General features: G+C 56.1%; 24 protein-coding genes and 1 pseudogene. 11 read left to right on the top strand and 14 right to left on the bottom strand.

What is annotated here, in order from left to right; all coding sequences use genetic code 11:
- Positions 1–8: 8 nt before the first annotated feature.
- Entirely contained in the window at positions 9–893 is an 885-nt protein-coding gene (gene fdxH, locus ABLV08_RS02110) for a formate dehydrogenase subunit beta (protein WP_015366463.1), read from the top strand.
- Complete coding sequence (gene fdnI / locus ABLV08_RS02105) at positions 886–1,542, top strand: formate dehydrogenase-N subunit gamma (protein WP_032708142.1); 657 nt, start codon at positions 886–888, stop codon at positions 1,540–1,542. The genes fdxH and fdnI overlap by 8 nt, the downstream gene beginning before the upstream one ends.
- A gap of 51 nt (positions 1,543–1,593) precedes the next feature.
- Here fdnI and ABLV08_RS02100 read toward each other — a convergent pair.
- The 3 genes and pseudogenes from ABLV08_RS02100 to ppk2 form a co-directional block, all read right to left on the bottom strand.
- Positions 1,594–1,920: pseudogene (locus ABLV08_RS02100) on the bottom strand (CcdB family protein).
- Positions 1,917–2,102 (bottom strand): hypothetical protein, encoded by a 186-nt coding sequence (locus tag ABLV08_RS02095; RefSeq protein WP_015705518.1) that lies wholly within the window; start codon positions 2,100–2,102, stop codon positions 1,917–1,919. Before ABLV08_RS02095 ends, ABLV08_RS02100 begins: the two are co-directional and overlap by 4 nt.
- Before the next feature lie 187 nt (positions 2,103–2,289).
- Positions 2,290–3,108, bottom strand: coding sequence for a polyphosphate kinase 2 (gene ppk2 / locus ABLV08_RS02090; protein ID WP_045366153.1), 819 nt, complete (start codon positions 3,106–3,108; stop codon positions 2,290–2,292).
- 194 nt (positions 3,109–3,302) lie between these two features.
- On the opposite strand from ppk2, the gene ABLV08_RS02085 reads away from it, so the two are divergent.
- Positions 3,303–3,611, top strand: coding sequence for a monooxygenase (locus ABLV08_RS02085; protein ID WP_020078702.1), 309 nt, complete (start codon positions 3,303–3,305; stop codon positions 3,609–3,611).
- A 13-nt stretch (positions 3,612–3,624) separates the two neighbouring features.
- On the opposite strand, the gene ABLV08_RS02080 is transcribed toward ABLV08_RS02085, so the two are convergent.
- Together ABLV08_RS02080 and ABLV08_RS02075 are read right to left on the bottom strand one after the other, a co-directional pair.
- Positions 3,625–3,810 (bottom strand): hypothetical protein, encoded by a 186-nt coding sequence (locus ABLV08_RS02080; RefSeq protein WP_015366470.1) that lies wholly within the window; start codon positions 3,808–3,810, stop codon positions 3,625–3,627.
- Positions 3,811–3,863: 53 nt separating this feature from the next.
- Positions 3,864–4,142, bottom strand: coding sequence for a hypothetical protein (locus ABLV08_RS02075; RefSeq protein ID WP_015705515.1), 279 nt, complete (start codon positions 4,140–4,142; stop codon positions 3,864–3,866).
- A gap of 276 nt (positions 4,143–4,418) precedes the next feature.
- On the opposite strand from ABLV08_RS02075, the gene ABLV08_RS02070 reads away from it, so the two are divergent.
- The 7 genes from ABLV08_RS02070 to araJ all read left to right on the top strand — a co-directional run bounded on the left by ABLV08_RS02070 (position 4,419) and on the right by araJ (position 10,992).
- On the top strand, positions 4,419–4,550 hold the full coding sequence (locus ABLV08_RS02070; protein WP_015366472.1) for a hypothetical protein: 132 nt from the start codon (positions 4,419–4,421) through the stop codon (positions 4,548–4,550).
- Between the two features lie 153 nt (positions 4,551–4,703).
- Positions 4,704–5,819 carry a branched-chain amino acid ABC transporter substrate-binding protein gene (locus ABLV08_RS02065; protein WP_015366474.1) on the top strand — a complete coding sequence of 372 codons (1,116 nt, stop codon included), beginning with the start codon at positions 4,704–4,706 and terminating at the stop codon, positions 5,817–5,819.
- Between the two features lie 111 nt (positions 5,820–5,930).
- Entirely contained in the window at positions 5,931–6,845 is a 915-nt protein-coding gene (locus ABLV08_RS02060) for a branched-chain amino acid ABC transporter permease (protein ID WP_015705514.1), read from the top strand.
- 9 nt (positions 6,846–6,854) lie between these two features.
- Positions 6,855–8,141, top strand: a complete 1,287-nt coding sequence (gene livM, locus ABLV08_RS02055; RefSeq protein ID WP_020078704.1) for a high-affinity branched-chain amino acid ABC transporter permease LivM — start codon at positions 6,855–6,857, stop codon at positions 8,139–8,141.
- Entirely contained in the window at positions 8,138–9,010 is an 873-nt protein-coding gene (locus ABLV08_RS02050) for an ATP-binding cassette domain-containing protein (RefSeq protein WP_015366477.1), read from the top strand. The genes livM and ABLV08_RS02050 overlap by 4 nt, the downstream gene beginning before the upstream one ends.
- A complete protein-coding gene (locus tag ABLV08_RS02045; protein WP_032714576.1) occupies positions 9,010–9,726 on the top strand; it encodes an ABC transporter ATP-binding protein in 717 nt (238 codons plus the stop codon). The genes ABLV08_RS02050 and ABLV08_RS02045 overlap by 1 nt, the downstream gene beginning before the upstream one ends.
- Positions 9,727–9,810: 84 nt before the next feature.
- Positions 9,811–10,992 (top strand): MFS transporter AraJ, encoded by a 1,182-nt coding sequence (gene araJ / locus ABLV08_RS02040; RefSeq protein ID WP_046883821.1) that lies wholly within the window; start codon positions 9,811–9,813, stop codon positions 10,990–10,992.
- On the opposite strand, the gene ABLV08_RS02035 is transcribed toward araJ, so the two are convergent.
- From ABLV08_RS02035 to adhP, 7 genes are all read right to left on the bottom strand, one after another.
- Complete coding sequence (locus ABLV08_RS02035; RefSeq protein ID WP_032711703.1) at positions 10,993–12,084, bottom strand: alkylhydroperoxidase domain protein; 1,092 nt, start codon at positions 12,082–12,084, stop codon at positions 10,993–10,995. It lies immediately after the preceding gene.
- Positions 12,085–12,093: 9 nt separating this feature from the next.
- Entirely contained in the window at positions 12,094–13,083 is a 990-nt protein-coding gene (locus ABLV08_RS02030) for a putative FMN-dependent luciferase-like monooxygenase (protein WP_047056888.1), read from the bottom strand.
- The gene (locus ABLV08_RS02025; RefSeq protein ID WP_047056887.1) at positions 13,080–14,681 is read right to left on the bottom strand and encodes an ABC transporter ATP-binding protein; all 1,602 of its coding nucleotides are present in this window, start codon (positions 14,679–14,681) and stop codon (positions 13,080–13,082) included. Before ABLV08_RS02025 ends, ABLV08_RS02030 begins: the two co-directional genes overlap by 4 nt.
- The gene (locus ABLV08_RS02020) at positions 14,678–15,529 is read right to left on the bottom strand and encodes an ABC transporter permease (RefSeq protein WP_015366483.1); all 852 of its coding nucleotides are present in this window, start codon (positions 15,527–15,529) and stop codon (positions 14,678–14,680) included. The genes ABLV08_RS02025 and ABLV08_RS02020 overlap by 4 nt, the downstream gene beginning before the upstream one ends.
- Positions 15,526–16,470 carry an ABC transporter permease gene (locus ABLV08_RS02015; protein ID WP_032711700.1) on the bottom strand — a complete coding sequence of 315 codons (945 nt, stop codon included), beginning with the start codon at positions 16,468–16,470 and terminating at the stop codon, positions 15,526–15,528. The genes ABLV08_RS02020 and ABLV08_RS02015 overlap by 4 nt, the downstream gene beginning before the upstream one ends.
- A gap of 9 nt (positions 16,471–16,479) precedes the next feature.
- Positions 16,480–18,102 carry a TIGR04028 family ABC transporter substrate-binding protein gene (locus ABLV08_RS02010; RefSeq protein WP_047056886.1) on the bottom strand — a complete coding sequence of 541 codons (1,623 nt, stop codon included), beginning with the start codon at positions 18,100–18,102 and terminating at the stop codon, positions 16,480–16,482.
- A gap of 158 nt (positions 18,103–18,260) precedes the next feature.
- A complete protein-coding gene (gene adhP / locus ABLV08_RS02005; RefSeq protein WP_015366486.1) occupies positions 18,261–19,271 on the bottom strand; it encodes an alcohol dehydrogenase AdhP in 1,011 nt (336 codons plus the stop codon).
- Positions 19,272–19,521: 250 nt separating this feature from the next.
- Here adhP and ABLV08_RS02000 point away from each other — a divergent pair, with 250 nt between their 5' ends.
- Positions 19,522–20,463 (top strand): bifunctional helix-turn-helix transcriptional regulator/GNAT family N-acetyltransferase, encoded by a 942-nt coding sequence (locus ABLV08_RS02000; RefSeq protein ID WP_059443947.1) that lies wholly within the window; start codon positions 19,522–19,524, stop codon positions 20,461–20,463.
- 45 nt (positions 20,464–20,508) lie between these two features.
- On the opposite strand, the gene ABLV08_RS01995 is transcribed toward ABLV08_RS02000, so the two are convergent.
- Both ABLV08_RS01995 and ABLV08_RS01990 read right to left on the bottom strand, forming a co-directional pair.
- On the bottom strand, positions 20,509–22,224 hold the full coding sequence (locus ABLV08_RS01995; protein ID WP_348855483.1) for an ATP-binding cassette domain-containing protein: 1,716 nt from the start codon (positions 22,222–22,224) through the stop codon (positions 20,509–20,511).
- Between the two features lie 323 nt (positions 22,225–22,547).
- Positions 22,548–22,961, bottom strand: a complete 414-nt coding sequence (locus ABLV08_RS01990; protein WP_045360957.1) for an RbsD/FucU domain-containing protein — start codon at positions 22,959–22,961, stop codon at positions 22,548–22,550.
- Between the last annotated feature and the right edge of the window lie 9 nt (positions 22,962–22,970).

Below are 22,970 nucleotides of genomic sequence, written 5' to 3'. Positions count from 1 at the left end.
GCGATTAAATGGCGATGGAAACACAAGACATTATTAAACGCTCCGCGACCAACCCGATAACTCCCGCGCCACGCGCGCGGGACTATAAGGCGGAAGTCGCCAAGCTTATCGATGTCTCCTCCTGCGTGGGTTGTAAAGCCTGCCAGGTGGCCTGTTCCGAGTGGAATGACATTCGCGATGAAGTGGGGCACTGCGTCGGCGTGTACGACAACCCGGCGGATCTCAGCGCTAAATCCTGGACGGTAATGCGCTTTAGCGAGACCGAACAGAACGGCAAGCTGGAATGGCTTATCCGCAAAGATGGCTGTATGCACTGCGAAGAGCCAGGCTGCCTGAAAGCCTGCCCGTCCGCCGGGGCGATTATTCAGTATGCCAACGGCATCGTCGATTTCCAGCAGGAAAACTGCATTGGTTGCGGCTACTGCATTGCCGGGTGTCCGTTTAATATTCCGCGCCTCAATAAAGAGGATAACCGGGTCTATAAATGCACGCTGTGTGTGGATAGGGTCAGCGTCGGTCAGGAACCTGCCTGCGTGAAAACCTGTCCTACCGGCGCAATCCACTTCGGCACGAAAAAAGAGATGCTGGAAGTGGCGCAGGAGCGGGTGGATAAGCTTAAAAAACGCGGTTATGCCAACGCCGGGATCTACAACCCGCAGGGCGTAGGCGGCACCCACGTGATGTACGTACTGCATCATGCCGACCAGCCGGAGCTGTATCACAAGCTGCCGAAAGCGCCGCAGATCGATACCAGTATCAATCTGTGGAAGGGGGCGCTGAAACCGCTGTCGGCGGCGGGCTTTATTGCCACCTTTGCCGGGCTGATTTACCACTACATCGGTATTGGGCCGAACAAGGAAGTTGATGACGATGAGGAGGAACATGATGAATAAATCGAAAATGATAGTGCGCACCAAATTTATCGACCGCGCCTGTCACTGGACGGTGGTTATCTGTTTCTTCCTGGTGGCGCTGTCGGGGATTTCGTTTTTCTTCCCGACGCTACAATGGTTGACGGAAACCTTCGGCACACCGCAGATGGGGCGTATCCTGCACCCGTTTTTCGGGGTGCTGATTTTTGTCGCGCTGATGTTTATGTTTGTGCGTTTTGTCCACCACAATATCCCTGATAAACAGGATATCCCCTGGCTGAAAGGCATCGTGGAGGTTCTGAAAGGCAACGAACATAAGGTCGCGCGCGTCGGTAAATATAACGCCGGGCAGAAGATGATGTTCTGGACCATTATGAGCATGATTTTTGTGCTGCTGGTGACCGGGGTGATTATCTGGCGCCCATATTTTGCGGAATATTTCCCGATACCGGTTATTCGTTACAGCCTGCTGATACACGCCACTTCGGCGATTATCCTGATCCACGCGATCCTCATCCATATGTATATGGCATTCTGGGTCAAAGGGTCGATTAAAGGCATGATCGAAGGCAAGGTGAGCCGCCGTTGGGCGAAGAAACATCACCCGCGCTGGTATCGCGATGTCGAACGCCTGGAAGCGCAAAAAGAGAGCCGTGAGGGAATGAAGTAAGCCTTTACGGGGGAAACCCGCTCCGAAGGTATTGGGGCGGGCTCCCGGCATTCAGCAGTTAGTGATAAGTGTATCGATTGAATCAATGACCCCCTGACGCGTACAACTCAGATTACATACGAAATCCTGTGGCTGGATTCGTTTATTATTTAAATTACTGATCATCGGCGTACAAAGTAAAAAGCTGTCAAACTCTATATTTATCCTTGGGGCGACATGCTGATGCCAACGAGGTAACTGTCGCGCCCGCATTAAAGGAATAATGACTCTAGTGGCCAGGTCAGCATAGTAATCATTCTACACTATCATATAATACGGCAGGGTGTTATTTGTTTGCGCAGAACAATTTCGATAGACATTGAATTGTTCAAGCATCATAGTACCCTGAAAAATTCATCATCTGTGAGAGTACCTTTTTTTGCAATAAATTCATTCATTGCGGCAATGAATTCCTTATGCTGTCGCTGCTTATCGGCTTCTCGTAAATCCTTTCCTGCCTGCGCTGACTCCTTCCGGGTTGGCACGTCAGTACATCTTTTACGTAGCGTATTACTTTTCATCGTAGGCTCCTTGCTGGTGGTTCAGTGATTATTCTCTTTACTCACTTAAAAATAAACCTCAGCAGTAATTTTAATATTTATTTTGCGAGGCGGATTCCAGCGCAACGCAACAGATGAAATATTAACGTTAGTTGTAATAATCCTTTGCGCAGGGGTAATACTGCGCAAAGGTGATAAAGCTATTCATTCAAAATTTCTCAGGAATAAACCGGAAAGGAAAATGGGTCGGTTTCACTTTGCCAATTTTGCGTTTCGGTAAGGTAATGTGTTCCGTTGGCAGAGACTCGTAGGGGATCTGCGAAAGCAAATGGGTAATAATATTCAGACGTACGCGTTTTTTATCTTCCGAACGGGCGACAAACCACGGTGCCCAGGCGGTATCGGTGGCGGCAAACATCGCATCGCGCGCTGTGGTGTAGTCATCCCAGCGGTTGAAGGATTTTATATCCATCGGCGATAGCTTCCAGATTTTGCGCCCATCATCGATACGGTCGCGCAGGCGCCGTTCTTGCTCCTGCGGCGTCACCTCCAGCCAGTATTTCAGTAAAATAATGCCGGAATCAACCATCCCTCTCTCCACCATTGGCGCGCCGTCGAGGAATTTTTGCACCTCCTCCTCGGTACAAAATCCCATCACCCGCTCAACGCCGGCCCGGTTGTACCAGCTGCGATCGAAAATCACTATTTCGCCGGCGGCGGGAAGATGCTTGATATAGCGCTGAAAATAGAGCTGGCTGCGTTCGCGCTCGGTTGGCGCGGGCAGGGCGACGACGCGGAAAACCCGCGGGCTGACGCGTTCGGTTATCGCTTTGATGGTGCCGCCTTTGCCGGCGCCATCGCGACCCTCGAAGACGATGCATATCTTAAGCCCTTTATGCACGACCCACCGCTGTAGCTTGACCAACTCGACGTGCAGTTTACGCAATGCCTGCTGATATTCTTTCTCGCTTAACGGCTCCGTTTTGGCGGGTATGATGGGCGCAACGGCTTTCTTCTTGTTTCCCATGACTGTCCTCATGCGTGGTGGCCTGAAAGGCAGGTCGCTGTTTAAAGTGTAATCAGAGCCAGGCAAAGCGGCGGAAAACTTCTCATCCAGTGGAGGGCGCAAGATAGCCATTAAGCGCATCAACTCACTGTTGATTAATGAGGAATCGGGTAGGATAGTCTCGTCAATTTACTAAAATCATTCAGGGAGAGAGTATGTCGAATAAACTTCTGCAAGTGCACTTTGCTTTTAGCGGACCGTTTGGCGATGAAATGTCGACGCAATTAGCCGAACTCGCGCAATCTATTAACCAGGAGCCCGGTTTTATCTGGAAGATCTGGACGGAGAATCGCGCCACGCAGGAAGCCGGCGGCATATATCTGTTCGAAGATGAACAGAGCGCGCAGGCTTATGCGAAAAAACACGCCGCACGCCTGCGGCAATTTGGCGTGCAGGAGATGTTCTACAAGATTTTCGACGTCAATTTACCACTCAGCCAGATTAACCACGGGCCGCTCAATTAATATGAGACCGTGGTTACATATAGCGCTCAAACTGCCATGCCGCCACGGCTTCGAGGATAAACAGCCCGGATACCACAACGCCCGCCACGCGATGGCGGGAATAGAAAAGTATTCCCGCGACCACGGCTAACACCGGTAACGTAATGGGCCAGCAGGCGACAATAGTAATCCAGGCGATGATCAGATAATCCTTCATCATGGCGAATACTCCATGGTCAACGTTTACCGGCGCGAACAATGCGCCGGTATAAATCAGAATTCGACGACGCCGCCTTGTTCAATACGGTCAATATCATTGGTAACGGGGTTCACCTTTTCGTTGTAATAGGTGTAGGCGTTAACGTCGGGGGTCATCGTTAATTTTGGTTGTTCCGTTTTCGATTCAGGCGATTCCGTAGGTGGATTAGCGGCAAGGTCTGCCGGTTCCGGCGGCGTATAGTGTAACTGGTCGGCGAGACTCCCCGCCGCGAAGGCGCAGGCGTTAATAGAAAGCGCGCTGAAGGCAATAATAATTAATTTTTTTAAAGTCATGATTTTCATCCATGAGGCAAAACCCGCCACGGCGGCAGGTAAAAAGAGCAAGGCTTAAGATAATACGTAAAAGAAGTTAATGTTTCAAAGCGTAAACGCCGTCTGGTCGCATAAAATTGCTACTCCTCGATAATTCTTTATGGTAGCTGCCTGTAATACCGAGCATTCCCCATCACTTGTCATTGATTTCACATTAATGCAGCAAAATTTTCACTAGTTTTGATCATCTCCGCACTTTTGCACCAGCCCGGTGCGCAAGGTTGCTAAAGACGTTCTATGTTTAGCTCACTGTCGGTATGGACACCAGCGTTCCCGGCAGGCCACGTGACGGCAACAGACCTCCTGACCTGTAAAGACTGGCGCATCGCCGGGGTGGTACCGATTGCGGTCACGCTACGCGACTATTAGTAATCGATCTGGCGATACCTCTCTTCCTGGCGGGTTTTTTGCTTTATCTACCGAAGCCGCTACGGCTTATTCCAGCATTGGCACGTTACGCTGTAAGTGGTTTTTACTGCGCCAGTTTATGGCGTCTGTTCGATATCGCTGAGGACTATCCGAATGTCTTTAAAACTTAAAAAGTTGACTCTGCATTTTGCAATAGCAGGTTGTTTGAGCGCGGCATTTTATGCACAGGCGGATGTGAAGATTGGCGTGGCCGGCCCATTTACCGGGCCGAATGCGACCTATGGCGCCCAATACTGGAAAGGGGCATCGCAGGCGGCGGCGGATATTAATGCCGCCGGGGGAATTAAAGGCGAAAAAATTGTGCTGGTGCAGGGCGATGATGCCTGTGAACCCAAGCAGGCAGTGGCGGTGGCTAACCGCCTGGTTGATGATTCCGGCGTCTCGGCGGTGGTGGGCCATTTCTGCTCTTCCTCGACGATGCCCGCTTCCGAGGTCTATGACGAAGCCGGGATCCTGACCATCACGCCGGGCTCCACCAATCCGCAGATCACCGAACGCGGAATGAAAGATATGTTCCGCATGTGCGGGCGCGATGACCAGCAAGGGGTGATTGCTGCCAACTACATGCTGGATGTGCTGAAGGCGAAGAAGATCGCCGTCATTCACGATAAAGATACCTACGGTCAGGGCTTAGCCGATGCGACGCGCGCGGCGCTCGCGAAACGCGGGACGAAAGAGGTGTTGTATGAAGGCTTATCCCGCGGGGAAAAAGATTTCAATGCCCTGGTAACCAAAATCGGCGCCCTGAAACCGGATGTGGTTTATTTTGGCGGCTGCCATCCGGAAGCCGGTCCGCTGGTGCGCCAGATGCGCGAGCAGGGCGTCCAGGCTAAGTTCTTCTCCGGCGACTGCGTGGTGACCGAAGAGTTGGTTACCGCCGCGGGCGGGCCGCAGTTTACCAATGGCGTGTTAATGACCTTCGGTAAGGATCCGCGCACCATTCCAGAAGGTAAAGCGGTGATCGACAAATTCCGCGCCAGCGGTTTTGAACCGGAGGGCTATACCCTTTACGCCTATGCTTCCATTCAGGCTATCGCCGCCGCCTATAACGCCGCCGGTACCGATAATGCCAAAGCCAGCGAATGGCTGAAAAACCACAGCGTCGATACCGTGATGGGGAAAAAGGCCTGGGATGGCAAAGGCGACCTGAAAGTATCGGATTACGTGGTTTATCAATGGGATGATAAAGGCAAATATCATCAGCTGTAACCCGGGATTGTAGTGCGCATAACGCCCTCATCAGAGGGGCGTCGTACCACCGTAAGCAGCAGACGTTAAGGCCTCTGCGTCTGCTGCACCTTGACTGGCAGGATGGTTCCTATGGCGGCATTCTTTCTGCAACAACTGATCAATGGCTTAACGCTTGGCGCGGTATATGGGCTTATCGCCATTGGCTACACCATGGTTTATGGCATCATTGGTATGATTAACTTCGCCCACGGCGAGGTATATATGGTCTCAGCCTACCTGTGCGCTATCGGGCTGGCGCTGCTGGCCTACTTCGGTATTCACTCTTTCCCGCTGCTTATTTTCGGCACGCTGGTGTTTACGATTATCGTCACCGGGGTGTACGGCTGGGCCATCGAACGCATTGCTTATCGGCCGCTACGTAACTCAACGCGTCTGGCGCCGCTGATTTCGGCTATTGGCATGTCGCTGATTTTACAAAACTACGTCCAACTGAGTCAGGGCCCAAATCAACAGGGGATCCCGACGTTGATGCACGGCGTACTGCGGCTTACGGTAGGAGATGGCGTGGTGCAAATCACCTGGACCAAAATCTTCATCCTGCTCGCCGCCTTCGTCGGCATGGTGGTACTGAGCTGGATAATCAACCACACGCAGCTCGGGCGCGTATGCCGCGCGACCCAGCAGGATCGGCGGATGGCGGCCATTCTCGGCATTAACACCGATCGGGTGATCTCGCTGGTATTTATGATTGGTGCCGCCATGGCGGGCCTCGCCGGGGTGCTGGTGACCATGAATTACGGCACGTTTGATTTTTATATCGGCTTTATTATCGGCATTAAGGCCTTCACCGCAGCGGTACTGGGCGGGATCGGTTCGCTACCGGGGGCGATGCTTGGCGGCCTGCTGCTGGGCGTCGCCGAGGCGCAGTTCGCCGGGTTAGTGAACTCGGATTATAAGGATGTCTTCTCGTTCGCATTGCTGGTGGCGATTCTGATTTTTCGTCCGCAGGGGCTTCTGGGCCGTCCTGTGGTGGCTAAGGTCTAAGGGGGATATATGACCGATATTTCCCGTTTAGACGGCATCGACGTCAAGCGCAGCGTTATCGATAGCGTATTGGCCGGTTTATGCGCGCTGATAGTCTTTGGCCCGATCGTGGGGATCGTGCTGAAGGGGTACAGTTTTACGCTTTCCCCGCAGCGCGTCTTCGTGCTGGTGGCGGTGGTGATGGCGGGGCGGCTGTTGCTCAGCCTGCTTTTGCAAACCCCCGGCGGGAAGCGGTTTGTCGGACGTTTTGAAGGCAATGAGCAGGGGGTATTTGTCCGTCCCCCCGGCTATCGTAGTCGGCTGCGTTTTGTCCTGCCGCTGCTGGTGATTGCGGCTATCGCTTTCCCGTTAATGGCCAGTAAGTATCTGCTCACCGTGGCGATCCTCGGGCTTATCTACGTCCTGCTGGGGCTGGGATTAAACATCGTGGTGGGTCTCGCGGGGTTACTTGATTTGGGGTACGTCGCCTTCTACGCCATTGGCGCCTATGGCCTGGCGCTTGGCTATCAATACCTTGGCTTAGGTTTCTGGGCAATGCTGCCGCTGGGGGCGGTGATGGCAGCTTTGGCGGGGGCATTATTGGGTTTTCCTGTATTACGAATGCATGGCGACTACCTGGCTATTGTTACCCTCGGATTCGGCGAGATCATCCGTCTGGTGCTCAACAACTGGGTAAGTTTCACCGGCGGCCCCAACGGCGTTTCGGTGCCGTCGCCAACGCTCTTCGGCCTCGAGTTTGCCCGGCGAGCCAAAGAGGGCGGCACCCCGATTCATGAATTTCTGCATATCGCCTACAACCCCAACCTTAAATTTATTTTTATCTATGCCGTGTTATTTATCGTGGTACTGATGGTGCTGCTGATAAAACACCGCCTGACCCGAATGCCGATTGGCCGTGCCTGGGAGGCGCTGCGGGAAGATGAAATCGCCTGCCGGGCGATGGGGCTGAATCACGTACTGGTTAAGTTGTCCGCGTTTATGCTCGGCGCCTCGACGGCCGGCATCGCTGGGGTCTTTTTCGCCACTTATCAGGGATTCGTGAACCCGACCTCGTTCACCTTTTTCGAGTCGGCGCTGATTCTCGCTATCGTGGTATTAGGCGGCATGGGCTCGACATTAGGTGTGGTGCTGGCGGCTTTCGTGCTGACGGTCACGCCGGAGTTGCTGCGCGGCTTTGACGAATACCGGGTTTTGCTCTTTGGCGTGCTGATGGTCCTGATGATGATCTGGCGCCCGCGCGGGCTGGTGCGCACCGGGCGTACCGGGGTGGAAATCCGCAAAGGAGTCGCGCCATGAGCGATGCAATATTGCAGGTCGAGCATCTGATGATGCATTTTGGCGGGATTAAAGCGCTGAATGATGTCAACCTTGAGGTTGAACGCGGATCGATTACCGCCCTGATTGGCCCGAACGGCGCGGGGAAGACCACGGTGTTCAATTGCCTGACCGGGTTTTACCGCGCCAGCGGCGGCGCCATTCGGCTTAATGCCCGGCAACGAATGACCGATGTGATTCAGGTTCTCGGGCAGAAACTGCATGCCGATGATTTTTTCCATCCCGCGCGCCTGGGACGGCGGATGTACTACAAAATGTTCGGCGGCGCGCATCTGGTCAACCGCGCCGGGCTGGCGCGTACCTTCCAGAATATCCGCCTGTTTCGAGAAATGACGGTGATTGAAAATCTGATGGTGGCCCAGCATATGCAGGTTAACCGCCATCTGATCGCCGGGATCCTGAATACCCGCGGCTATCGCCAGGCGGAGAACCGCGCAGTAGAGCGGGCCTTTTACTGGCTGGAAGTGGTGGAGATGGTTGACTGCGCCAATCGACTGGCGGGAACGCTCTCTTATGGCCAGCAGCGGCGGCTGGAGATCGCCCGCGCGATGTGTACCGGGCCGGAAATACTGTGTCTTGACGAACCCGCGGCCGGGCTCAACCCGGCGGAAACGCGTGCCCTGAGCCGGATTATTCGTTTTCTGCGTGAACATCATGGCGTCAGCGTACTGTTGATAGAACACGATATGAGCATGGTGATGGAAATCTCCGATCGCGTGATCGTGCTCGACCACGGCGATGTTATTGCTCATGGCACACCGGCCGAGATCCAGGCCAACCTGAGCGTGATCGCCGCATACCTGGGTACCGATGAACAGGAGATCGCCTGATGAGCCAACCGTTGCTGGAATTTCGCGAGGTGAACGTCTATTACGGGCAAATCCAGGCGCTGAAGTCGGTATCGCTAATGGTTAATGAAGGCGAAACGGTGGCGTTAATCGGCGCTAACGGCGCCGGAAAATCCACGCTGCTGATGTCGATTTTCGGCCAGCCGCGGATTACCGATGGCAGTATTATCTATCGCGGACATGATATCAGCCGCCAGTCGACGCACTATATCGCCACCAACGGTATTGCTCAGGCGCCGGAAGGACGGCGTATTTTTGCCGATATGACGGTGGAAGAAAACCTGCTGATGGGCACTATTCCCATAGGTAATCGTTATCAGAATGAAGATAAGGCGCGGATGTATCAGCTGTTTCCACGGCTGGAAGAGCGTCGCGCGCAGCGGGCGATGACGCTCTCCGGCGGCGAGCAGCAAATGCTGGCAATCGCCCGCGCGCTGATGAGCCGGCCAAAGCTATTGCTATTAGACGAACCGAGCCTGGGTCTGGCGCCGCTGGTGGTGAAGCAGATCTTCAGCGTTTTGCGCGAGTTGACCGACCAGGGCATGACGCTGCTGCTGGTGGAGCAAAATGCGCACCACGCGCTGAAACTGGCTAACCGCGCGTATGTGCTGGTCAACGGCGAAATACGTCTGAGCGGTAGCGGCGCAGAGTTGCTGGATAACCCGGAGGTGAGAAATGCTTATCTGGGGATGGGTTAAGTTGTCGTCGGTCGTAAGGGGAGAAAACAGGGTGTGAAATCGGTTACACTAGCGTCGTGAACGCACATTAAAGTGACCGAATAGATGAAGAAAACGATTTTTTCCTTAGCGCTGGGGACCTTTGGCCTCGGAATGGCGGAGTTCGGCATCATGGGGGTATTGCCGGAAATCGCCCATGATGTTGGCATTACCATCCCCGCGGCCGGCAACATGATCTCGTGGTACGCCTTTGGCGTGGTGTTTGGCGCGCCTGTCATGGCGTTGTTTTCCAGCCGTTTTTCGCTGAAATCAGTGATGCTGTTTCTGGTGGCGCTGTGTGTGGCAGGCAACGCGTTGTTTACCTTCTCCTCAAGTTATCCCATGCTGGCGCTCGGGCGCTTTATTTCCGGTTTTCCTCACGGCGCTTATTTTGGCGTCGGAGCGATTATCTTGTCGAAAATCGCCTCGCCGGGCAGGGTTACCGCGGCGGTCGCCGGGATGATAGCGGGTATGACGGTGGCAAACCTGCTTGGCGTACCGGCGGGCACCTGGCTTGGCCATCAGTTCAACTGGCGTTATACCTTCACGGCCATCGCGCTATTTGATGTGCTGGTGCTTTTGGCGATACTGCGCTGGGTGCCAACGCTGTATGACAAATCAACCACCCGGCTCAGTGAACAATTCCATTTCCTTAAATCCCCGGCGCCATGGTTTATTTTCGCCGCCACGATGTTCGGCAATGCCGGCGTTTTTGCCTGGTTTAGCTATATCAAGCCCTTCATGATAAATGTCTCCGGCTTTAGCGAGTCGGCGATGATGTTCATTATGATGCTGGTGGGATTGGGGATGGTTTTAGGTAATCTCTTTAGCGGCAGGATCTCTGGGCGTTACAGTCCGCTGCGTATTGCGGCGATGACCAACGGCGTCATTGTTGCGGCGTTACTGCTCATCTTTGCCTTTGGCATGCAGCCGCAGGCTTCGCTGGCGCTGGCGTTTATCTGCTGCGCCGGGCTTTTCGCGCTCGCCGCACCGCTGCAAATATTACTGTTACAAAATGCCAGAGGCGGCGAAATGCTCGGGGCGGCGGGCGGTCAGATAGCGTTTAACCTCGGCAGCGCGATTGGCGCCTACTGCGGCGGGATGATGATTACCTTTGGCGCGGGTTGGCGTTCGGTCGCGCTGCCGGCGGCAGCGCTGTCGTTCCTGGCGATGAGCTCGTTGCTGCTGTATGCGCGATACCAGCGGCGGGTAACGCGTCATCGCGTTACCCAGGCCGAGCAGGCCTGATTAATCCCGCCACGGTTCGCCAAGGGTTAGCATCAGGCGGTTAGCCCAGGCGAAGAATGCCGTCGATTGCAGCAGGTCCAGCTGTTCGACGATATCCAGACCCTGCTGCTCCAGCGCGCTGAGATGCGCTGGGGTTATCGCGGGCGGGGTGACGGAAAGCGCGGCGGCGGCGTCAATCTCCGCCTGCCAGCGCGGCCCTTGACCATCGCTGAGATTCTCCCCAGGCGTTACCGCCAGCAGGGTCTCCACCGCTCGCTCATCTTTGGACAACTGCGCCGCCTTGCGTGCGTGTACCGACGCGCAGTAGATGCAGCCGTTGATTTTACTCGCCACCGTGGCCGCCAGTTCACGCTCGGCGCGCGGCAGGCCGCCCGGCGTATAGAAAATCCCTTTATCGGTCAGCGTGCGCTGTTCAAGCACCGGCTGATTGCGCGCCAGTAAGCGAAAGTAGGGGGAATCACTGTGGCCGAACTGCGCCAGCAGCGCCTGCTCGGCGGCGTTAAATTCAGCGAGAGGCTTATCGGCAATCCACGGTTCCCAGTGTAATTCATCACGAGTAAACGCCACCGGCGCAGGTTTACCGCTAGCCGTCCGGGGATGAGTGTGCCAGTAGCCGGCAACCACCGGGGTCCCGGCTGCGGAAATTGGTTTGCCATTTAACAATCGTAATCCGCTCAGCAATCGGCTTTGAAAACTGACAAACGCAACAAGCTGCGCCAGCGTCACAATACCGCGCAGGCTCCAGCCCGCGTCGCCCAGCGTTTGCAGCGCCGCGGGCGTCGCTTCCACCGGGGTGAAGGTCAACAGGCGGGCAAACCCCAGCGCAGCGGCAAGCCGTGGGGTTGTCGGGTCGGCAATACCGAAACCGGCGTAATGCGCTGCCAGTGCGTCTGCCTGATGAAGTCTGGCCACTTTTGCGGCGACGGCGAACCGTTCTTCGAGCGGAAAATCCTCATCCTGTTGGCTAAATAGCACCTCGTAACTTCCCTGGGCGTGGCGGGTCGCAGCCTCGCGCAAAGCGCGGGCCTTGCCCAGCGCTGAATCGGCGGCGATCTCCGCCAGTTCAGCCAAAATATCCTGACTTAAGCTCATAGCGACTCCTTATCTGAATTGCGGGGCAATGTGTTTAGCGATGAGTTCGATAGAACGCAGCGTGTCCTGATGCGATGGCTCCACCGAATGGACCTGAAACGAAATATCAGTCACCCGGGTTAGCACACTGTCTTTAGCCAGCGATGCAAGCACATGTGGCGCATCGCCAATGTGGGCATCCAACTGGCGAGCGTAATCCGTGACGGTGTCACCAATAATCTCATGGCCGGCGGCGCGATGGGCTGCCGCCTGTTTACTTAATCCCGGCTCTGCGGCCTGTAGCGCGTACCCCTGACTGTCGGCAATAAACGCGGTGCGGGAAGCCAGAATTCGCGGCGCCACGCCGGCTGGCAGCGCGGCGAGGTAGGCGTCGATAATCGGGTTCTGAATCGCATCCAGCGGCAGTTCGCTTTGACCTGGCGGACGCGGCTGTGTGCGCGATAGCATCAACCCGTGGCCGGATTTCGCGGCCCGAATAGCGCCTTCAATCGAAAAGGTGGCGATCCAAATCCGTTTTGCCAGCTGCGGCGCGGGCGGATAAAGATGGTTGTCCGGATGAGCCAACGTATCGCCGCGCCAGGCGCTTTCAATCAAATGCAGATGATCGGCGAAGACCGCGCCGCGTTGTTCGCAGGCCATGCCAAAGGGGAGAAAAGAGGTTGGCGTCCCGCCGGAACCAAAACCCACTTCCAGGCGACCCTCTGCGAGTAAATCCAGTACTGCCGCATCTTCTGCGACACGTAGCGGGTTCTCCATCGGCAGCGTAATGATGGCGGTGCCGAGTCGGATCCGTTGCGTATGGGCCGCCGCGTAGGCAAGAAACACCAGCGGCGACGGTAAACCGCCTTCATTTTCATGAAAATGGTGTTGCGCCACCCAGGCGCTATCAAAGCCCAGCCGTTCCGCGTGGCGGATCTGCTCCGTCGCCAGTTGATAGCGCTCTTGCGGCGTGGCGTGGTCGAGTAAACGGGTAAAAAACCCCAGGCGTTTAGGCGTCATGCAACCTCCGTGCTCGGTGCGTGATAAAGAGGAATGGCGGCGAGCAGCTCGCGGGTATAGTCGTGCTGCGGCGCGGCGAACAACTGTTTAACCTCGCCCTGTTCGATGACTTGCCCGGTGCGTAGCACCGTCACGCTATGGGCGATGCGGCGTACCGTCGCCAGATCGTGGGTGATAAACAGATAGCTCAACCCGAGCTGTTGCTGTAATTGCAGCAACAGGGCGAGAATTTGCGCCTGCACCGTGACATCCAGCGCTGAGGTGGCCTCATCGAGCACCAGAATCGTGGGGTCGAGGATCAATGCCCTGGCGATAGCGATCCGCTGTCGCTGGCCGCCGGAGAGCTCACGAGCGGTTCGGTAGAGTAGCTCCGGCGCCAGCGCGACACGGGCGGCGACGGACTCTACCCGTTGACGCCGAGCTTCTTTGGACAGGCGCTGAAAATTCTTCAGCGGCTCTTCGATAATGTCGAACAGGGTTTGGCGAGGGTCGAGTGAGGCGAAAGGGTTTTGATAAACAAACTGAATTTTGCGCCGCAGCTGCCGCTGGGCCTCGCGGCTCAATTGTCGGCTGGCAATACCGTCGATGGTCACCTGTCCGCTATCGGCCTGCTCAAAACCCAGCAAGATACGGGCGAGGGTGGTTTTTCCTGAACCCGATTCGCCGACCAGCGCATGGGTACTGCCACGCGGTAAAATAAAGCTTACGTTATCCAGCGCCTGGAGATAGCTGCCCCCTAACGCAAAGCGTTTGCTCACGCCTTCAACCCGAATTGCCGGCGTAACAAACGGGCGAATCGTGGTGGTTAAGTGCAGGTTCTGTCCCTGCAGATCGCACAGCAACTGGCGGGTATAGCCGTGCTGCGGGGTGCGAATAACATCACCCGTATTGCCCTGTTCCTGAATTTCACCGTGACGAAAAACCACCAGCCGGTCGGCACGCTGCGCCGCCAGCGCGAGGTCATGGGTGACAAATAGCACCGCGGTGCCGGATTCACGGCGCAAATGATCGAGCAGATCGAGGATTCTTTTTTGGACCGTCACGTCGAGCGCGCTGGTCGGCTCATCGGCAATAATCAAATCCGGCTTCAGGGCGATGGCAATGGCGATCAGCACCCGCTGCTTCATACCACCAGAGAGCTGGTGCGGATACTGGTCGAAACGCTGCTCCGGATGGCTTAAGCCGACTTTTTCCAGCAGGGCGATAACCTGCTGTCGACGCTCGGTTTTACTGCTTTTTTGATGCAGGCGGAGTATTTCGCCGACCTGCGCGCCAATGGTTTGCACCGGGTTCAGCGAGTTACCGGGATCCTGCGGCACCAGGCTGATTCTGGCCCCGCGCAGGTTATCCAGCCGTTTGCCTGACCAGCGGCTAATCTCTTCACCGTTGAGACGAACCGTCCCGGCATCGAGGCGGGCGTTTTCCGCCAGCAGACCGATAATCGCCTGGGCGGTGGTGGTTTTTCCCGAACCGGATTCGCCGACGAACGCCAGCATCTCGCCGCGTTTAATCGTAAAACTGACCCGGTGAACCACTTCGCGCCACAACCCGCCAGAGCGGTAGCTGATGGTGAGGTTTTCTACGCTAAGCACGTTCATCGGCGCTCCCTATTGAGTTGTTGGCTGATACGATTGGCTGCCAGTACCACGGCAATGACCGCGATCCCGGGGAAAGTGGTGAGCCACCAGGCGGTGGAAAGATAGTTGCGCCCCTCGGCGATAAGTAATCCCCATTCCGGCACCGGCGGCGGAGTGCCGTAGCCGAGAAAACTCAGGGTTGAGAGGGCGAGAATAGCCTGGCCAAATTGGAGGGTGGCGAAAGCCAGCACCGGCGAAAGCGCGTTAGGCAGAATATGCCGCCAGAACACGGCCAAAAAGGTTCCCCCGCTACCATAGGCTGCTTCGACATAGTCGCTGTGACGAATGCGCACGACTTCGGCGCGCGACAGTCGGGCGAAACTGGCGATCGCGGCAACGCCGACCGCCATGGCGGCGTTCAGAGTGCCAAAACCAAGCAGTATGATTACCGTTAGCGAAAGCAGGAGCGAAGGAATCGCCAGCAGAATATCGACAATCCGCATGACGACCGCTTCGACCCGCCCGCCCAGCGCGCCGGCAACGGTGCCCAACGCCGTGCCGAAAACCAGGCCCATGGCGACGGCGGCCAGGGCCGCGGAAAGCGAATGTCCTGCGCCGTAGACGATGCGGCTCCACACATCGCGACCGAGTTGGTCGGTACCTAACCAGTGTCCCGCCTGCGGCGCCAGACGTTGGGCGCCAGCGATGCCGTCGAGTGGATTAAACTCGGTGAACCATTGCGGCGCGAAAGCCATTAGCACCGCAACCGTCATTACCAACCATGCCAGCCACAGCCCCGGCTGCAAGGAAAAACGGCGCCAGTTGACCGGACGGCGTCGCACCGCCGAGGCGTAATCGACCAGACTCATAGCGCACCTCCGCGCAGGGGTTTTAAGCGCGGGTCGAGCATCGGCATCAGCAGATCGACCAGCAGATTGATGACGACGAAGCCCAGCGCTGAAATCATCACCACGGCCTGAAGAATGGCAATATCCTGATTATTCACCGCCTGCTGCGTCAGTTGACCGAGCCCGCTGCGGCCAAAAACGGTTTCGGTAATTAAGGCCCCGGCGATCAGTTCTCCCAGCAGCAGGCCGGCAATGTTTAATGTCGGCAACAGAGCATTGCCGGTGACATGCCGCCATAACACCCGTGTTTCGCTCATTCCCTTGGCGCGAGCAACGGCGACGAAGGGTTGTGCGGCGATGTGATCCATGGTGCGTAACAGAATTTGCGCCAGCGGCGCGGAAATCGGTATCGCCACCGCGATAACCGGCAGCACCAGGCCTTGCAGAGGTCCGGGATTGATAACCGGGACCCAGTGCAATTGGAATGAAAAGATCTGGATTAAGGCGATGCCGAGCCAAAAGGTCGGCAGTGAAATAAACAGCACCGGCAGCGACTGTAGCAGATTACTGATACCGCGTAGCCCCGGCAAACGCGAAGCGATAGCGATCGCAAAGGCCAGCAGAAGCGCCAGCGCGAAGGCCGGCAGCGCCAGCGCCAGCGTGTCGGGTAAATTGCTGGCAATCAGGGAACTAACAGGCAGTCCAGCCTGCAGTGAATAGCCGAAATCCCCCTGCAGCATGGCTAACAAGGTGTGGAAATATTGCTGCCACAGCGGGCTGTCAGCACCGTAGACCACACGCATTTCGGCGATCTGTTGCGGGCTCAGCCCCAGATCGGGGTTCTGAAACTTAATCAAAATCGCGTCGCCGGGCAGTACCTGCAGCAGAAAAAAGGTCAGGGTGAAGGCCGCCCACAGTACCAGCACGCCTTGTGCCAACCGTCGCCAAAGATAGTGGCTCATGGCGCCCCCTTATTGTTTATCCAGCCATGCGCCGTAAAACGACGGACGTCCCACGGCTTCAAAACGTACGCCTTTTACCCATGGCGCGCCGGCAAAGACCTGCGGTTCTTCAAAGATGGGAATGACGTAGGCGTTGTCCAGCAGATAACGCTGCGCATCGCCAGTTAACTGCAGACGCTTTTGCGCATCCACTTCGGCAGAGATTGCGGTTAGCAGGGCGTTGAGCTTATCGTCACGGAAGGTTTTAACTTTGTCGCTCGAACCGCCCTGTTGCAGTAGGGCATCACGGTTGGCGGGGAAGAACATACTCTTCACCACATCCGGGTCGGCGCGGCCGACTTCAGAGACGGTTAATGGCGTTTTCAGCGGGTCGAGATTATCCAGTACCCGGCTGCCGGCGTCGCCGGCTTTCACGCTTAAGGCCACGCCAACCTGACGCCACTGCTGCGCAACCAGCTGTAGCACCTCTTTGTTCTGCGGCTGCGGCAGGGATTCATAGACCGTGAGCGCCAGCCGTTGTCCCGCTTTTTGCCGGATACCATCCGCGCCTGGGGTCCAGCCCGCCTCATCCAGCAGCTGTTTGGCTTTCTGCTGATCGAAGGCCAGTTTGTCGCTTAAATCGACGTATCCCGCCGCGGTGCGGGCGATAACGGAACTTGCCTGCGGATAGTTTGGCGAGAAAAGGGTCTCAACAACCTGTTTGGCGTTGGTAGCATGCAGTAGCGCCTGGCGTACCCGCAGGTCGGCAACCAGCGGGTTATCAGGGCGGAAGCTCAGGCTATCGTTAACGCCACGCGTCGGCGCGGCGTAAATATTAAAGCCCTGGTCGGTTGCCTGTTTTTCATCATAGGCCTGCACCTGGCGAATAAACCCGGCCTGTCCCGCCAGTAGCGCGCCAATACGTACGCTATCTTCCGGCGTTACGATATAGGTAATGCCGTCGAGGTTCGCCGGGCCTTGCTGAGCAAGATTTTTCGGCCCCCATTGATAATCTTTCCGCGCCACCAGCGTTAATTCGCGTCCGGGTTTTTCATCTTTTACCGTAAAGGGGCCGGAACCGATGATATGGCGGGCATCGCCCAGCGCCTCAAAGCTCCGCGCCAGAGTGCTGAGGGAAACCAGCCCGGAGCCAATCGTTGCGGTACCTTGCAGGAATCCCGGGGAGGGCTTTTTGAAGTAGAATTTGACGGTCAACGGATCGATGACTTCACTACGATCGTAATTGTTGATCACTTCAGAAACCGGCAGACGTAGGGCTTTATTGCCCAAACCGTAGGTATCAAAGTTCTTTGCGACCGCATTGGCATCGAGTGGGGTACCGTCAGAGAAGGTGACGCCAGGCCGCAGCTTAAAGGTATATTCGGTCTTCTCATCGTTGCTACTCCAGCTTTCGGCGATCCACGGCTCGATAGCTAGCGTTTCCGGGTTTTGCCAGGTTAGCTTGTCGGTTATCTGATTGAGGATCCCGCCGTTAGGGTAAAAACCGCCGGCCGGCGGATAGAGATTAGTATGCGGCTGTTGTTCCAGATAAATTAAGGTGCCGCCTTTGATCGGCGTTTGCGCCGCCGAAACCGAAAACGCGCCTGCAATAAAAAGGGCGGCAAGCGTAGGCAGGCGAAAGCGATTTTGCATGGTGAATTCCTTTGTTATCTATTGTCTTGCCATCATCGGGCGCGACGGAATACAAAGGAACCAACGATTTGCGCTAAGCATTTGCGAAATCTGACTATTCCCATCATGCGGGAATAGTCAGCAGGTTAGGCTCTTTCGTCTGGCATAGTCAGACAGAATTAACGGCGGAAATCGATAACCATACGGCCGCGGATTTGACCCTGTTCCATCTCCTTAAAGATGGCGTTGATATCGCCGAGCGGGCGCAGAGTGACTTTCGGCACCACTTTGCCTTCGGCGGCAAACTGGAAGGCTTCAATCAGATCCTGACGGGTACCTACCAGCGAACCTACTACTTCAATCCCGTCCAGCACCAGACGCGGAATATCGAGGCTCATCGCTTCCGGCGGTAGGCCAACGGCGACGACGCGGCCGCCGGCGCGAACCGCATCCACGGCGGAGTTAAATGCCGCTTTAGCAACGGCGGTAACCACGGCCGCGTGGGCGCCGCCGGTTTTCTCCTGAATGATTTTGGCGGCGTCTTCGTTGCGGGAATTAACCGTCAGATCGGCGCCCATCGAGGCGGCAAGCTCCAGCTGCCCGTCGTTGACGTCAACGGCGATCACTTTGGCATTAAAGACGTTTTTGGCATATTGCAGCGCCAGGTTACCCAGGCCGCCGAGGCCATAAATGGCAATCCACTGGCCGGGCTTGATGTGTGAGACCTTCACCGCTTTATAGGTGGTGACGCCGGCGCAGGTGATGCTGCTGGCGGCGGCGGAATCCAGTCCATCCGGCACTTTGACCGCGTAATCGGCGGTGACGATACACTCTTCGGCCATCCCGCCATCGACGGTATAACCGGCATTTTTCACCGAGCGGCACAGGGTTTCGTTGCCGCTGTTACAGTATTCGCAGTGGCCGCAGCCTTCGAAGAACCACGCCACGCTCGCGCGATCGCCCGGCTTCAGCGACGTCACGCCAGGGCCGACTTTTTCCACGATGCCGATGCCCTCATGGCCGAGAATGACGCCGGTTTTATCGCCGAAATCGCCGTTTTTCACGTGCAGGTCAGTGTGGCAGACCCCGCAGCATTCCATTTTCAGCAGCGCTTCGCCATGCTCCAGCGGGCGTAACTTTTTATCGGTTACATCAATCTGGTGGTCGTGGGTGACTACAGCAGCTTTCATGCGTTTCTCCTTGTTAATGATACGAAGGTGTTAACAGCGAAAATAATACTCATTAAGGATTAGATCTTATGTCGCTAATTACAAGCGGTATGGTTGGGAATGGGGTGATTTGCCGCATGTATGGCACAATATTCATCCGTTTATACCAATTTTAGGGGGTGCCATCCGAAAGGAGCGGAGTATGCCAGGGCCATTGACAGGGCGCGTTGATAATGGTTGTATGATGCAACCACCTTTCGCGGATATTACCATGCCTGACACTTTACTTATCAATCAAATTCGTTCCGCATCACGATTGATGGTGCGCGAGCTCGGCTTTATGAACAGCACGCTGGCGGCGACCGACTATTCACCTTCAGCGGTGCATGCGCTGCTGGAGATTTCTACTCATGGCGCGCTGACCGCCGCGCAACTGGTGCAGGTATTGGGGCTGGACAAATCGAGCGTCAGCCGAATGTTATCGCGCCTGCAGACCGCTAACGAGATAGAGGAAAATGGTTGTGTTGATGACGGGCGTTTTAAACAACTCTCATTGACAACCAAAGGGCAGGCGACGGTCGCCCGCATTCATGAGTACGGCGCCATGCGGGTGATTGAGGCGCTGGCGCATTTGGATAGCGCACAGCAGCAGATCGTTGCCGAGGGGTTGACGGCCTATTCGTGGGCGCTTGAGCGCTGTCGTCAGCAGCCGGTCACGAGCAGACCAAACGACATCACGATAGTTACCGGCTATCAGCCGGGAATGATTGGCCGCATTGCGCAAATGCACGGTGAGTATTACGCCCGTCATTACGGCTTCGGGCATTTTTTTGAAGGTAAAGTCGCCAGCGGTCTGGCTGAATTTTCTGGCAGGCTGAACAATCAACGTAACCAGATTTGGCTGGCGGTCAAAAATGGCGTCATCGTCGGCTCTGTCGCCATTGATGGCGAAGACCTCGGGAATAATGAAGCGCATCTACGTTGGTTTATTCTCGGCGATGGCTGTCGGGGCAGCGGCGTGGGGCGCCGCTTGCTGACTGAAGCTATCAACTTTTGTGATAATCAGCGCTTCGATGCGGTTCAGCTATGGACGTTTAGCGGCTTGCAGGCGGCGCGTAAATTATATGAATCCTTTGGGTTTACGCTGAGTAAAGAGTGGCAGGGCGATCAATGGGGGAAGACCATGCTTGAGCAGCAGTTTACCCGCCGCTAAAGCTGTTAAGCCACCGGGGCGCTGACGCTCCGGTGGCATAGGCATTTAACTCAGATGGGTATTTATCTCCTCAATCTCCTGACGCCACAGCGCCTGTAGCTGCGGCTTCTGATGCTTCGGCTTACGCTGCAGATCGTCCGCCAATAGCTGTTCCAGCATCACCAGACGTTCCAGCAAATCCTCTTGCAGGTCGTCGACGGGCGGCGCCTGCGGCGGCGTTTGCGTCGCCGGGCTTTGAAGGCGCTCGTTGCCGCGCAGACGGGCGTACACCTCGTCGACGTCGTGCCACTCGCTTAACCCGTTTTCATCAATTAACCAGAAGCGGTTACAGCTCTGGCTGATGAGCTGTCGATCGTGGCTAACCAGCAGCAGGCCCCCGGGATACTCCCGCAACGTCGCTGCCAGCGCCTCTTTTCCCTCCATATCCAGATGGTTGGTGGGTTCATCGAGCAGCAGCAGGCTATAGCTCGCCAGCGACAGGCCGACAAACAGCAGCCGTGAACGTTCGCCGCCGCTGAGGGTGCTGACCTTCTGCCCGTGTCGCGCCCAGCCGAAGCCGGCGGAAATCAGCGCCCGCTTGCGCGTTTCCGGCGAAGGCTCAAAGGGCTCCAGCGCCTCCAGCAGGCTGGCCTCATCCGCCAGTTGATGCAGGGTTTGATCGTAATAACCCGGATGTAGTCGAGGATGTAAACGCAGCCCGGCTTCGCTAGCCGGTTGCTGCATTTGCCGCCATAACAGGTGTAGCAGCGACGATTTCCCACCGCCGTTGCGCCCCATTATCGCTACCCGGTCGCCGCTTTGCAGCCGCGCCAGACCGGTGGTGAACAGGGCGGGGAGACCGGGCGCCGGCGGCACGGGGAGATTTTCCATCTCCAGCAGACGGTCGGCGCGAACGGCGTCGCCATGCACCTCAAGACGCCACGGCGTGCCGGCGGTGAGTTCCGTCTGGCTATCCTTCAGGCGTGAAACCTGCTTTTCCATCTGCTTGGCTTTACGCGCCAGATCTTCGTTATCGTAAACCCGACCCCAGATGGCCAGCCGTTTGGCGCTGGCAGCGACGCGGTCGATCTCCTTTTGTTCCGCTTTGTGGCGCAGAGCATCGCTTGCATCTTGCTCCTGCAGCGCCTGACGGGCGGCGCTGCAGGGTAGTGAGAAAGCGTGCAGCGTGTTATCACGTAAAATCCAACTGGTATTAGTTACAGCATCCAGTAAGAGGTTATCGTGCGACACCACCACGAAGCTCCCCTGCCAGGTTTGCAAGAAGCTTTCCAGCCACAGCAGGGTCGGCAGATCGAGATGGTTGCCTGGCTCATCCAGCAACAGCAAATCGGGTTGTTGGATCAACGCGCGGGCGAGCAACAGACGAGTATGTTGTCCGCCGCTCAGGGTGGCGGCTTGCTGTTGGGTCTGTTGAACCGTAAAACCCATTTCAGCGAGCAGTCGCTCCGCTTGCCAGCGCAGCGAATCCCGTTCGCCAGGCGCCAGTTTTTCCAGTACCACCTGCAATAGCGGTTGGCTGAGTAGGGCGTCAGGCAGATGTTGTTCTACGCGCGCCAGCAGGCAGTGATTAGCCCGCGATACGCTGCCAGAATTCGGCGTGAGAGTGCCGTCCAGCACCTGCAATAACGTGCTTTTCCCGCAACCGTTATAGCCAATCAGGCCAATGCGATCGCCTTTTTTCAGGGTAAAGGAGAGGTCGTTGAAAAGTGGGCCAAAGGCCGTATCAACGTGGAGAGATTGTGCGCTTAAAAGTGTGCTCATTGTGAACTTACTCAAGAGTTACAGGCATGAGAATGCCTCGTCAAACATCGCTGACGATAACCCGGTAAGCCCGAGGAAGGGGATTTAGTCGTTGGCTTCTTCGCTCAAGCTAAAGTTATCGCAGCACGATACCGATAACGCTTGAGCTGGTGCGATCGCCAAATGTATGTGAAACATTAAACAGTTCACAGTACAGCATGGGGATCCTCCTTATTTTTTCAGTAGGTTGATGGATGCAGGGAGTGTAGTGGCTAAATTGTCTTTTGACCAGATACCAGCATTGAGGATCGCGCCGCCGGTCTTATCGGCGGCGGGTATGACGATTAGGCCGGGGCCACGGTGAGTAGTAGGTTGGCAAAACGACGCTGTTCGCCGGAAGCGATGACCAGTTGGGTCAATGGCAGCCGGGACTTTGCGTAGAAAGCTTCGCGTTCGACATATTCAAGCGGGCAGTTTGTCGGTAGAAGCTCCCGGTATTCACTGGCGATGGTGTTAGTGAATTCCGCTGGTGATGCCATCAGCGTCGCGTGTTCGACATTAACGCAGGTAAGCAGTTTTTCGACGATATAAGTTGCCGGTACCATGCCTGGCGCGAGGTTGAGCTGAATCAACGTGGCATCGGCATTGGCATTAACGCGACAGGCAAAATTGCTATCCGCGATGAGAATTTGTGATTTATGGCCGCAGCACGCCAGAGCAGCCAGCAGTTGCGGATGGATAATTTCGAATTTGATCATCAGGTACTC

The sequence above is a fragment of the Klebsiella sp. CN_Kp088 genome (assembly GCF_040064335.1).
In the GTDB taxonomy this organism is placed as follows: Bacteria; Pseudomonadota; Gammaproteobacteria; order Enterobacterales; family Enterobacteriaceae; genus Klebsiella; species Klebsiella aerogenes.
This window is presented reverse-complemented; position numbering and strand designations above follow the sequence as displayed.

Excerpts from the sequence above, each read along its gene's own strand:
- fdxH (WP_015366463.1), top strand. The coding sequence starts at position 9 with ATGGCGATGGAAACACAAGACATTATTAAACGCTCCGCGACCAACCCG.
- fdnI (WP_032708142.1), top strand. The coding sequence starts at position 886 with ATGAATAAATCGAAAATGATAGTGCGCACCAAATTTATCGACCGCGCC.
- ABLV08_RS02095 (WP_015705518.1), bottom strand. The coding sequence starts at position 2,102 with ATGAAAAGTAATACGCTACGTAAAAGATGTACTGACGTGCCAACCCGG.
- ppk2 (WP_045366153.1), bottom strand. The coding sequence starts at position 3,108 with ATGGGAAACAAGAAGAAAGCCGTTGCGCCCATCATACCCGCCAAAACG.
- ABLV08_RS02085 (WP_020078702.1), top strand. The coding sequence starts at position 3,303 with ATGTCGAATAAACTTCTGCAAGTGCACTTTGCTTTTAGCGGACCGTTT.
- ABLV08_RS02080 (WP_015366470.1), bottom strand. The coding sequence starts at position 3,810 with ATGATGAAGGATTATCTGATCATCGCCTGGATTACTATTGTCGCCTGC.
- ABLV08_RS02075 (WP_015705515.1), bottom strand. The coding sequence starts at position 4,142 with ATGACTTTAAAAAAATTAATTATTATTGCCTTCAGCGCGCTTTCTATT.
- ABLV08_RS02070 (WP_015366472.1), top strand. The coding sequence starts at position 4,419 with ATGTTTAGCTCACTGTCGGTATGGACACCAGCGTTCCCGGCAGGCCAC.
- ABLV08_RS02065 (WP_015366474.1), top strand. The coding sequence starts at position 4,704 with ATGTCTTTAAAACTTAAAAAGTTGACTCTGCATTTTGCAATAGCAGGT.
- ABLV08_RS02060 (WP_015705514.1), top strand. The coding sequence starts at position 5,931 with ATGGCGGCATTCTTTCTGCAACAACTGATCAATGGCTTAACGCTTGGC.
- livM (WP_020078704.1), top strand. The coding sequence starts at position 6,855 with ATGACCGATATTTCCCGTTTAGACGGCATCGACGTCAAGCGCAGCGTT.
- ABLV08_RS02050 (WP_015366477.1), top strand. The coding sequence starts at position 8,138 with ATGAGCGATGCAATATTGCAGGTCGAGCATCTGATGATGCATTTTGGC.
- ABLV08_RS02045 (WP_032714576.1), top strand. The coding sequence starts at position 9,010 with ATGAGCCAACCGTTGCTGGAATTTCGCGAGGTGAACGTCTATTACGGG.
- araJ (WP_046883821.1), top strand. The coding sequence starts at position 9,811 with ATGAAGAAAACGATTTTTTCCTTAGCGCTGGGGACCTTTGGCCTCGGA.
- ABLV08_RS02035 (WP_032711703.1), bottom strand. The coding sequence starts at position 12,084 with ATGAGCTTAAGTCAGGATATTTTGGCTGAACTGGCGGAGATCGCCGCC.
- ABLV08_RS02030 (WP_047056888.1), bottom strand. The coding sequence starts at position 13,083 with ATGACGCCTAAACGCCTGGGGTTTTTTACCCGTTTACTCGACCACGCC.
- ABLV08_RS02025 (WP_047056887.1), bottom strand. The coding sequence starts at position 14,681 with ATGAACGTGCTTAGCGTAGAAAACCTCACCATCAGCTACCGCTCTGGC.
- ABLV08_RS02020 (WP_015366483.1), bottom strand. The coding sequence starts at position 15,529 with ATGAGTCTGGTCGATTACGCCTCGGCGGTGCGACGCCGTCCGGTCAAC.
- ABLV08_RS02015 (WP_032711700.1), bottom strand. The coding sequence starts at position 16,470 with ATGAGCCACTATCTTTGGCGACGGTTGGCACAAGGCGTGCTGGTACTG.
- ABLV08_RS02010 (WP_047056886.1), bottom strand. The coding sequence starts at position 18,102 with ATGCAAAATCGCTTTCGCCTGCCTACGCTTGCCGCCCTTTTTATTGCA.
- adhP (WP_015366486.1), bottom strand. The coding sequence starts at position 19,271 with ATGAAAGCTGCTGTAGTCACCCACGACCACCAGATTGATGTAACCGAT.
- ABLV08_RS02000 (WP_059443947.1), top strand. The coding sequence starts at position 19,522 with ATGCCTGACACTTTACTTATCAATCAAATTCGTTCCGCATCACGATTG.
- ABLV08_RS01995 (WP_348855483.1), bottom strand. The coding sequence starts at position 22,224 with ATGAGCACACTTTTAAGCGCACAATCTCTCCACGTTGATACGGCCTTT.
- ABLV08_RS01990 (WP_045360957.1), bottom strand. The coding sequence starts at position 22,961 with ATGATCAAATTCGAAATTATCCATCCGCAACTGCTGGCTGCTCTGGCG.